Here is an 11,449-nt window from a genome sequence, read left to right on the forward strand (position 1 = left end):
CAGCAGAAGTCCAGTCAAAGATCAGATCACTGTTATCTAGAATTACATTATAACTGCCGCTCGGGGACTGGAAGTTGAATGTGACATCATCACGAAGTACTAAACGAGAATTTGTAATCGATAGTTTCTCGGCGCTCAATTTGCTGGCGGGGCCGGAGTTAGTGATAGTGAGAGCATGCTTTTGACCTCCCACACTTTGAATAATTACATTTCTAAAGTAAGTTCCCGCCGGCGTACCAACCGTTTCACCAACGGGTGGCGGTCGGCTTCCTGTCTTCCACTGAATACTTCGATCTGACAAGAGCGCAAAATCACTCGACAAGGTATAAGTCGTCGTATCAATACCAACAGTGCCTTGGCCATACGTACCCCAAACACTAGTCAACAATCCTGATGTCGAGCTATACGCCGTGCCTTCAATAGCTAAGGCCGATTGCCCAACAGATAATAAAAAACACCTATTCCTCTCTTCAAAACGACTCTCCGAACATATGTAAGGTCTGGGTTAGAAAGTAGTCGTTTTTTTAAAGGCACAAAAAAACCGGCGCTCTTTCGAGGGCCGGTTTTTGAGATCAGCTATCTATTAAAGGGCAGCTTCCAATTCTGGAACCGCATCAAATAGATCAGCAACAAGACCGTAGTCAGCAACCTGAAAGATAGGCGCTTCTTCGTCTTTGTTGATCGCAACAATTACTTTAGAACCAGACATACCAGCCAAGTGTTGGATCGCACCTGAAATACCTACAGCGATGTATAGGTTAGGAGCAACGATCTTACCTGTTTGACCAACCTGCATGTCGTTAGGTACGAAGCCAGCGTCAACAGCTGCACGCGATGCACCCATTGCCGCGCCAAGCTTGTCAGCAACTTTCTCAAGCATTGCGAAGTTGTCGCCATTCTGCATACCACGACCACCAGAGATTACGATATCTGCAGCAGTAAGTTCTGGACGATCAGACTCAGCCATTTCTTGACCTACAAAAATAGAAATGCCAGCGTCTTGTACGTTGTCAATCGCTTCAACAGCAGCTGAACCACCTTCAGCAGCAACTGGATCGAACGCAGTACCACGAACAGTGATTACTTTGATCGCATCGCTAGATTGAACTGTCGCAATCGCGTTACCCGCATAGATTGGACGAACGAACGTATCAGCTGACTCAACTTTGATGATGTCAGAGATTTGCGCAACGTCTAGAAGTGCAGCAACACGTGGAAGGAAGTCCTTACCAGTTGTGCCCGCAGAAGTAAGAACGTGCGAGTAACCTTTACCAAGGTCAGCAACCAATAGAGAAAGGTTTTCAGCCAACTGATGGCCGTAAGCTGCGTTATCAGCTACCAATACTTTAGCAACGCCAGCCGCTTTTGCCGCAGCTTCTGCTGCTGCACCACAACCTTCGCCCGCAACCAATACGTCGATGTCACCACCGATTGCTGTTGCTGCAGCAAGAACGTTAAGAGTAACTGGCTTCAAGCTACCATTATCATGATCTGCAATAACTAAAATGCTCATTTAGATCACCTTCGCTTCGTTTTTAAGTTTGTCTACAAGCTCTGCAACGTCTGCAACTTTAATACCCGCAGAACGTTTAGCTGGCTCTTCTACTTTCAATGTAGTTAGGCTAGCGCTCAACTCAACACCGTAATCTGCTGGAGATTTAGTATCGAGAGGCTTCTTCTTAGCCTTCATGATGTTAGGAAGAGATGCGTAACGTGGCTCGTTCAAACGCAAGTCAGTAGTCACTACTGCAGGAAGATTAAGACCAACAGTCATCAAACCGCCGTCAACTTCACGCGTAACGTTAACCTTATCACCTTCAACAACAACTTCTGATGCGAATGTACCCTGACCCATGCCTGCAAGTGCTGCTAGCATCTGACCAGTTTGGTTGTTGTCTGAATCGATAGACTGCTTACCAAGAATAACTAACTGAGGTTGTTCTTCGTCAACAATCGCTTTCAAGATTTTAGCAGCTTGAAGAGATTGAACTTGTTCGTCAGTTTCAACCAAGATACCGCGGTCTGCACCTAATGCTAGTGCTGTACGGATTTGCTCTTGAGCAACTTTAGGACCGATAGAAACCACAACGATTTCGCTCGCGATTCCTTTCTCTTTAAGACGAACAGCTTCTTCAACTGCGATTTCACAAAATGGGTTCATTGCCATTTTGATATTAGTAAGATCGACATCTGAATTGTCGGCCTTAACACGTACTTTGACGTTGTAGTCAATAACTCGTTTGACAGCGACAAGAACCTTCATAGATTCCTCATTCTTAACAATTGATGAATTGATGGTGCGAATGCCCTTAATCAAGCACACACACGAGATACTGCGAAAAAGCTATTTTTCATAAATTAATCAATAACTTATGTAGCTCCAAGCTTCATGCCCCGAATTCGCGGAGCGCATAATACTGCCGATTAATTAAAAAAGCGTCAATACTTGGGCAAAAATTAAGCTAGATGACCGGCATTTGTTTCACTAATAAAGCTTCAGTATCTACACCCTATTACGTAGCAACTTCCAATCAGGACTTGTAACGACATTAAATTTGCATAAAATTCAAACGATCGTTTGAAATAACCCAGAATACTAATGCACTCGTATACCTTTATATGTATAATCGCGCGCAATATCGTGGTGCGAGAAAGTCTATATCGGTAAAGACTCACCAACGACAACTTTAATTACCTTGAAAAACAGGAGACCGAACATGGAAAGAGAATCGATGGAGTTTGACGTTCTCATCGTGGGTGGTGGTCCTGCTGGCCTTTCAGCAGCATGCCGTATCCGTCAACTAGCACAAGAAACAGGCCAAGAACTTACTGTCTGCGTTGTTGAAAAAGGCTCAGAAATCGGCGCACACACACTATCAGGCGCCGTTATCGAAGACCGCGCGTTAAAAGAGCTATTCCCTGACTATAAAGAAATGGGTGCTCCTTTAAATGTTCCTGTTAAAGCAGACGAAGTATATCTGCTGAGTAATGCAGAAAAGAGCTTCAAGTCTCCGAACTGGATGATTCCAAAGCCAATGCATAACGATGGCAACTACATTGTCAGCCTGGGTAACGTTGTACGCTGGTTAGGCGAGCAAGCTGAAGCACTTGAAGTTGAAGTCTACCCTGGCTTCCCTGCCGCTCAGCTAATCATTGAAGACGATGTTGTAAAAGGCATCATCACTGGCGATATGGGCCTAAACGAAGAAGGCGAGCAAACTGAGAGCTACATGCCTGGCATGGAGCTACGTGCTAAATACACGATCTTTGCAGAAGGCTGTCGTGGCCACTTAGGTAAAGAGTTGATTGCTAAGTTCGAGCTAGATAAAGATAGCGATGCACAACACTACGGCATCGGCATCAAAGAGCTATGGGACATCCCTGCTGAGCAACACCAAGAAGGTCTTGTTGTTCACGGCGCAGGCTGGCCACTCAACGAGTCTAATTCGACAGGCGGTTTCTTCCTTTATCACGGCGAAAACAACCAGGTTGTTGTTGGCCTGATCACTGACTTGAGTTACTCAAATCCTCACGTTAGCCCATTTGATGAGTTCCAACGCATGAAGCACCACCCAGTGCTCGCCAAGCACCTTGAAGGTGGTAAGCGTGTTTCTTACGGCGCACGTGCAATTACTAAAGGCGGTTTTAACGCACTTCCTAAAATGACATTCCCTGGTGGTTTGATCGTTGGCTGTGACGCGGGTACTTTGGACTTCTCTAAGATCAAGGGTACGCACACTGCAATGAAGAGCGGCATGATCGCAGCGGAAGAAGTCGTAAAAGCGATTGCGGCAGAGCGCGCAAACGACGAGATCACTGAATTCTCGGCAGCATTCAAAGACTCATGGGTATATGAAGACCTATACAACAGCCGTAATTTCGGTCCAGCTATGCACAAATTTGGCATGATTGGCGGCGGCGCGTTCAACTTCATTCACCACAACATTATGAAGCTTCCATTCACGTTGCGCGACACTACTCCTGATTACGCCACATTGAAGCCTGCTTCTGAAAGCAAAAAGATCGATTACCCTAAGCCTGACGGCAAGCTTAGCTTCGCTAAACTTGACTCCGTATTCATCGGTAACGTAAACCATGCAGAGCACCAGCCATGCCACTTGAAGCTAGCTGATGGGAGCATCCCTCTTGCGCAAAACTTGCCAAAATATGATGAGCCAGCGCAACGCTACTGCCCTGCAGGCGTATACGAGATTGTTGAAGACGAGAGCGGCGAAAAACGCTTCCAGATCAATTCTCAAAACTGTGTACACTGTAAAACATGTGATATCAAAGACCCTGCTCAGAACATTACCTGGGTAACACCTGAAGGTGGCGGTGGTCCAAACTATCCAAACATGTAAGAACGTTTTTATAGTTAAACGCAAACAAAAAGCCCGCTTTCGCGGGCTTTTTTATTTTGATAACTCACACCTTAAAACCGGTCACGATCATGCGCTCGCTCCAAAGCTAAATCTGGCCCCATCGGCACAATGCGAGTCGGGTTAATCATGTCATGGCTATAATAGTAATGCGTCTTAATATGCTCAAAGTCGACTGTTTCAGCAATTCCCATTATTTGATATAGCTCTCGCAAGTAGTTCGATAAATTAGGGTAATCCTCAATACGCTTTAAGTTACACTTAAAGTGACCAACATAGACCGCATCAAAACGCACAAGCGTGGTAAATAAACGCCAGCCTGCTTCGGTTAAGGTATCACCAGCCAAATACCGAGATTCAGACAAGCGCACCTCCATACGACCTAAAGCCTCAAACAAGGCTTCGAAGTTTTTCTCATAGGCTGCTTGTGTGGTCGCAAATCCAGTTTTATACACACCGTTATTAATATTCTCGTACACATCTGCATTTAGTTCATCGATGATTTGTCGCTTAGACTCCGGATAGTAATCCAAATCATCAGAAGCAAAATCATTAAAAGCCATATTCAGCATTCGAATAATTTCTGAGGACTCGTTACTGACAATCTGCCGAGTTTTCTTATCATAGAGCACCGGAACAGTGACACGACCAGAGTAATTAGGTTGAACTGAAGTATAAACTTGATGCATAGATGTCAATTCATTCATGCCGTCTGGAAGATCGCCACCTTGAAGCTCCCAGCCCTGGGATAACATCTCAGGCTTCACTATCGAAACAGAAATAACATCTTCCAAGCCTTTCAAAGCACGAAAGATAAGCGTTCTGTGCGCCCAAGGACATGCAAGCGAAACAAACAAATGATAGCGCCCTGACTCCGCTTGAAACCCAGTTGAAGCATCCGCACTGATCCAAGAACGAAATTGCGCATCAGTACGAATAAACTCTCCATCAGAACTCTTAGTGTCATACCACTCATCACGCCATACTCCATCGACCAACAAGCCCATTCACTTACTCCTACTTCAATCCAAAATTAGCACGAAATTTTAGTACGCAAACAACCAGCTATGCAGTGCAATTATTTTGTTTGATTCGAACAATTGTTTTGAACAATCACCACATGAACACCAAAAACGTGACAAAAAAGGCCAATTTACATTCTTTTACTGCCAACATTCTGTTTATTGATTTTTTGTCGCCAAATTGTCATCGACAGGCTGTTAAAGTCGCGCCCTCATAACAAGAAGAACAGCACTAAACCCAATTTAACGGACGAGTATCACATGAAAAAAAACCTGACCTTAGCTTTGCTATTCAGTATGGCATTTGGCAGCAATGCGTTTGCTGAGTCATATATATATCTGACAAACAGCACGACCGAACCTTTGAGCATTAGCACAGTGCAAACTGGCCATAACAACATCACCCACGGCAACGAATGGGAGCAACTTGCTCACAGCGTATCACCAATGAGCACAGTAAAATTCTTGCGCTTTAATCGCGACCAAGGCGTCAAATGGGGCAAAAAGTACTGGTTTACAACAACCGTACAAGGTCAGAGTTCTAGCGTTGTATTGCAACAAAAACTAAAAGGCACAATGACCTTTAGTAACATCAAGCACAGCGCAAATTATGACAACTGGAAGGATGACCGAGACATCTACAAACAGCACATCAGCTTTGATGGCCAAGATGCAACGCTCGCATACAAAGCAAGCTACGCACGCGCTTCAGGCGATGATTTTCATTACATCATCCAACCAAACCTTGAACAACAGGTTCGAGATGAAGCCAATGCAAACAGCTTCAACGTATTGACCTACAACATTTGGGGTCTACTACCAGGTATTACTGCTGAAAACACCTACGATCGCTTCCACTCAATCGCACACATGGTAGTACCAGGTTATGACGCGATCGTATTCCAAGAAGCACATGATCTAGCGTCATCAAACTACTTCCGCGATCACATCAAAGGTGAATACCCTTACCTGACTGAGATTCCTTTCGAGCTTGGCCGCATTCTAAACGGCGGTATATTTATCGCATCTAAGTGGCCAATCGAAGTAGAAGACAACATTGTTTATCAAGCATGTATCCGCGAAGACTGCCTTGCATCAAAAGGTGCGGTTTACGCAAAAATCAATAAGCTTGGCAAAACGTACAACTTGTTCGGTACGCACGTTCGCGCCTATACAACACCTGAAGACATTGCGAATCGTTTTGAGCATCTAGCAGAACTGAAAGCATTCAAAGACAGCAAGCACATCCCTGCGAATGAGCCTGTTATCTATGCCGGCGACTTTAATGTCGACAAGGTAAACTTCCCGCAGGAGCGTGATGATTTGATGGCGGTTCTGGATGCGACAGAGCCAACAGCACTTGAAAACTACCCTTACTCGTACGGTGGCTCTATTAACGTGTATGCAGATGATCAATATGACGAGTACTTAGACTACGTGCTTTACTCAAATGAACACGTTACGCCAATCAGCTCTAGCAACACATTGCTACTTCCTCGTAGCATAGAATCTGAGCACTGGGGTCGTTGGGACTTATCAGACCACTTCCCTGTTAAAGGTGAGTTTGTCTACCCATAACAAGCAAGATTCTGTTATACCCTTACAAAGCGAACCAATTGGTTCGCTTTTTTTGTGACCTAATTTTCTATCTGAGCATTATTAATATTGTAACCAGCACTTTTGAGTTACCGTTTGAGCTCAAACAAAAATAGCAATGTTATCGTCGATCTATGTCTTTAGTATGCAACATTGAAGATCAGAAAGGCTTCGTAAAACAAAAAGCAGAAGCGCTCTCTCTGAACATTCAACAGCTAAAACCCATGATTAAGTTTTTAATCATGCAAGGCGTCGATTTGCCTAAATTACTTGAAGGCACCGGTATTGAGCAGCACCACCTTATCCATAGAGACATTTCAATTGATGCGTTCCAACATCAAAGACTATTATTGAATGCCATCAAGCACGCGCCCGATATGAGCTTTGGAGCTCAGCTTGGCGTGCAAGACTTCATTAATAATGACAGCCTACTCGCAAGCCGCGTAATGAGTTGTGACACAGCCGGCGAAGCAATGCATTTGCTGAGCGACTATTACAAGCTATGGACAAATCAGTTTAGCCTCAACTTTGAGGCCAACGAACGCTGGGGCGAATTCAGCATTACACCACATATCGATTTTGGTGCCACCCTGCCGTTTTATATCGAATATCTCTACGCGATTCTCTACTCGTTTGGCTGCTATTGCTTAGGTGAAAAATCCGTCCCTCTTATCTTCGAATTTAGTTATCCAGAACCTTCAAAGAGCGCCTACTACGGCAAATATTTTTCGGAGACCGTACGCTTCAACCAAGAGAAAAACCGTGTTCTTCTTCCAAAACCATTGTTAGAGAGAAAACTTGTTTTCTCAAACCCAATACTCGCAGAAGAAAACGATAAAACAGTCAAAACTCAAATGGAGCACATTGCACCAAGCGATACAGTTTCTAGAACGCGCGCACTTATCCAGAAAAACGCGCTGAGCATGGTTAGCCTAGAACATATCTCAGCTCAACTCTGTATGTCTTCAAGAAGTTTACGTCGACACCTACAAGCTCAAGGCTTTAGCTTTCAAACAATCGTTGATCAAGAAAGACACGACATTGCCAAAAAGCTTCTCAGTTCAAACAAACAAACTATTCAAGAAATAGCGATTCTTCTTGGCTATAACGACGCGAGTTCATTTAGTCGTGCGTTTAAACGCTGGGAAAGCGCCTCACCAAAAGAATACCAACTTCAGCAACATCAAAAATCTTGACCTCTAGAGCCATGCATCTGTCCTTTTCTGTCATAGCACTTATTGCCATCTCGTTGAATAATCGCATCCTAGGAACAACTGGGCAGTAAATCGGCAAACATTGCCGAAGCAGGATGCACAATAAAAACAATATAGACGAACTAAAGGCCTGATTATGGAAACTAAAACCAAGAAACCTGGGTTTCTCGCACGACTCTTTTTCGGTTCAGCACTTGCTTTTGGCGCAAGCCAAGCAGCGGCTGACAACTGCTACATCATGGTTCACGGCCATGGAACAGACGGCTCATTCAAAAGCGGCACAAACCAACCTGCTTTAGATTATTGGAGCAACTACAACTTTAGCGAGTATGCTGGAAACAGCGCGATCACCGAGCTTATTGCTGGTTCAACAGATAACTACGCAATTGTCGGCTACAACTCTACAGACGAAGCGGGCTATCAATGGTGGCGCGATGAAGCGGCAGGTGAAATTGCACGTCAAATCATTGCAATTCGCCAAGGTAATGGCGATGGCTACATTCACCCTGAAGCGAACACACAATGTGCTGCCAATGACACTTTCTGGGTAGTTAGCCACAGCCAAGGCGCAACGGAAATGATGTACATTGCGGGCAACGCACTAGCGGGCTCTCCAAACTACAACACGGCCTACACACCTTCAGGTGGTGTGTCTGTAAACTTCGACGCTGCGATGTCAGGTCTGGCAGGCATCTTCACACTTGGTGGAGCAATCGGAGGAACCGAAGGTGCTGACCGCGTATGCAATGGCAACTGGCTTGATAGTATTATCAACTTCGCATTCCTAGGCCAAGACTGTAATGCTAGCGTAGAGTGGCTACAAACATTCGACTCTTATGCCGTGAAGAGCTACATCGGCTCTAACCTAGGTGCACCGATCTACGTGATGGGCGGTTATAAGGGCTTCCCAGGCCTTGAAGGCGCTTCGTCTGGCTTAATCACGGGTGAAGATGATGGCTACATCAACCTTGCATCTCAAATGAGCTGTTCTGGTTCTGGTAAGCGTTATGTAGAAAGCGACCTGAACGACTACAAAAAGATCTTCGGTATTAGTTACGGTAGCCCAACGTATCGTTGTAACGATGCAAACAAAGGCACGCCGCGTACTTACAACATGGCAAGTGTTTACACTGACCATGATGCTGAGCGTAACGCTGCGATCAAATACCCTGATTACACAAATATCGAAGACGGCATTACCTGCGGAAATGGCCGCAGTATGGCGGGTCGAATCAACTCTTGCTTGTAATCAATACAGCGCCATAACAAGGAGGGCCATGCCCTCCTTTTCAATCTACAAAGAAGTACCGAGCCATGCAACGCAACATCGTCTTATTAAGCATTCCCCCTCTAATCGCTTTAGCAATGCTTGCGTATTTTGATCATGCACAACAATCCCCAGATCTCGACAACAAACCTCAAAAAGCCCATACAGAACAACACACACCTATCAATCAGCCTGCTACAAGCCAAGCAGCAAAAGTACCGACATTAACCCTCAAACCTGTAACAGGCTCTCAACAAGATCAAATATCCGTTACTCCTATTTCAGGTATTGAACAAATAAGAGCCATCAAGAATAAAACCGCTTTGCATCAAGCCGTCTTAAAAGACCATGCCTCCTTCACACGCTACCCAAGCAGCAATGTTCGTGTTGATCGATTGGAACGCGACCCAGTGACCATGACTTACGAAACGCATCAACGCACGACAGAAAGCGAAGACATGCGCACATCCATCACTGCATGGACCGATAAAAAATACATCAATCAAGGTCAAGCGCTGACATTGTTCTCACGCATCGATAGTGTTGAGCTACAAGGCTTGAGCAGCAAAATCATGGCGCAAGTGTACTTTAGTGAACAGCAAAGCATTCTCATCGAAAATCTTCAGGCACGCCAACAAGACGGTACGTATTACCTCACTATTTCAGAGGAGCAAACGAGCTTATGGCCTTCAGGGATATACAAAGCCATTATCGTGAGTGACATTGACCAACTCTCAGAATCGGTGAGTTTCGTAATCTCTCCACCCGTCATCAGCCTGACCGGTGAGCACCGCGACCGAATTACTGATACAGGCAGTTTATTAGTCGAATTAGAAGTAAACGTTGAAGAAAATGCGCGCTACTACGTTCGAGCCGCACTCTATAGCAACACCAATGACCCGATTGGTAGCAGCCAATTTTCTGAGACCTTAAAGCCGGGCAGACATTGGATACCCTTAGAATATTTTGGTTTGATGATCCGTGACGCTGGAGAACCCGGCCCTTACAACATCTACAGCGTTGAACTTGCACAAGCCGGTGTACCGATGCTTCGCATGCCTATTTCAAAAACCAATATTTACACTTACGGCTATACACTCGACCAATTTTCTGGACAAACTTATCGCGAACAACAAGAACCAGTCGACAGCCTTAAGCCTTAGTCGCATGGAACAGCCTCGATTCGTTGACTTCACTAAATGAGAAATTTACTCTGTTAACACAAAGTAACAATAAAAATCTCTCGCTTTTAGTCGAAGCGATACAAGGCCGTTAAGTTGTATAAAAATGGATAAAAAGACTCTTCTATTCGTTCTGTTTTCTCTCGGTTTGACCGCTTGTGGCGGCGGCTCTTCTAGCTCAAACATCGTCGGATCTGACGCTGATCAACGCATCACGGTGACTTCAGAAGGAATACGAGAAGACGTTGCTCTTAGCCTCTATGTGAATGGCACACCAACAGAAGAAACGGTCATCTCTCGTAATGGGCAATTTGCATTTGAATATTTAGTAAGTGATGGCGACACCTTCGTCGTCAACATTGAAGAACCTTTCCCGTTCGATACCGAGTGTCAATTATTCAATAACGGCCCAGCAACTGTCGGCTCAGCACCTCTCGACATACGCCTTAGCTGTGAGCAACTTGCTTCTGTACGCGGCACGATTTATCTACAAACCGCTTTTCAAACTGACGCTGATATTAACGACATAAACACCGACACAGCAAACAATAATTTCTTTGAAAGAGCGCAAGAAATTAGTAGTGATTTACCCTTTCAAGGCTTCGTATCACGCAGCTCTTTTGACGCGCCCAACGGTAATTACTCAAACTTCCCTGATCGAATAGATTTTTTAAAAGTTAGTTTAGAAAAGGATCAATTAATTAGTCTGAAATCAATAGGCTACAAGGACAGCCTTTCTGATGCAGACCTTGAACTTTATGATGAAAACTTTCAGCTAGTCGGCCGTTCT

The 11,449-nt window shown here is 44.8% G+C and carries 10 protein-coding genes; 6 read left to right on the forward strand and 4 right to left on the reverse strand.

Going from position 1 to position 11,449, the window contains the following annotated elements:
- The 3 genes from A3762_RS10000 to A3762_RS10010 form a co-directional block, all read right to left on the reverse strand.
- On the reverse strand, positions 1–388 hold a 388-nt coding region (locus A3762_RS10000; protein ID WP_156493373.1), incomplete at its 3' end, for a hypothetical protein.
- Positions 389–583: 195 nt separating this feature from the next.
- Entirely contained in the window at positions 584–1,513 is a 930-nt protein-coding gene (locus tag A3762_RS10005) for an electron transfer flavoprotein subunit alpha/FixB family protein (RefSeq protein WP_068755242.1), read from the reverse strand.
- Positions 1,514–2,263, reverse strand: a complete 750-nt coding sequence (locus tag A3762_RS10010; protein ID WP_068474922.1) for an electron transfer flavoprotein subunit beta/FixA family protein — start codon at positions 2,261–2,263, stop codon at positions 1,514–1,516. It abuts the gene before it with no gap.
- A 454-nt stretch (positions 2,264–2,717) separates the two neighbouring features.
- On the opposite strand from A3762_RS10010, the gene A3762_RS10015 reads away from it, so the two are divergent.
- On the forward strand, positions 2,718–4,361 hold the full coding sequence (locus tag A3762_RS10015) for an electron transfer flavoprotein-ubiquinone oxidoreductase (protein WP_068474908.1): 1,644 nt from the start codon (positions 2,718–2,720) through the stop codon (positions 4,359–4,361).
- Positions 4,362–4,432: 71 nt separating this feature from the next.
- Here A3762_RS10015 and A3762_RS10020 read toward each other — a convergent pair whose 3' ends face one another.
- Positions 4,433–5,386 (reverse strand): glutathione S-transferase family protein, encoded by a 954-nt coding sequence (locus tag A3762_RS10020; protein ID WP_068755243.1) that lies wholly within the window; start codon positions 5,384–5,386, stop codon positions 4,433–4,435.
- 276 nt (positions 5,387–5,662) lie between these two features.
- On the opposite strand from A3762_RS10020, the gene A3762_RS10025 reads away from it, so the two are divergent.
- The 5 genes from A3762_RS10025 to A3762_RS10045 form a co-directional block, all read left to right on the forward strand.
- Positions 5,663–6,979: a sphingomyelin phosphodiesterase gene (locus A3762_RS10025; RefSeq protein ID WP_068755245.1), complete on the forward strand. Its 1,317-nt coding sequence runs from the start codon at positions 5,663–5,665 to the stop codon at positions 6,977–6,979.
- Positions 6,980–7,131: 152 nt separating this feature from the next.
- Positions 7,132–8,193 (forward strand): AraC family transcriptional regulator, encoded by a 1,062-nt coding sequence (locus A3762_RS10030; protein WP_068474916.1) that lies wholly within the window; start codon positions 7,132–7,134, stop codon positions 8,191–8,193.
- Between the two features lie 154 nt (positions 8,194–8,347).
- Positions 8,348–9,460: a hypothetical protein gene (locus A3762_RS10035; RefSeq protein ID WP_068480794.1), complete on the forward strand. Its 1,113-nt coding sequence runs from the start codon at positions 8,348–8,350 to the stop codon at positions 9,458–9,460.
- Between the two features lie 65 nt (positions 9,461–9,525).
- A complete protein-coding gene (locus A3762_RS10040) occupies positions 9,526–10,641 on the forward strand; it encodes a hypothetical protein (RefSeq protein WP_068755248.1) in 1,116 nt (371 codons plus the stop codon).
- 124 nt (positions 10,642–10,765) lie between these two features.
- On the forward strand, positions 10,766–11,449 hold a 684-nt coding region (locus A3762_RS10045; RefSeq protein WP_156493374.1), incomplete at its 3' end, for a hypothetical protein.

It is taken from the genome of Oleiphilus sp. HI0125 (genome assembly GCF_001635355.1).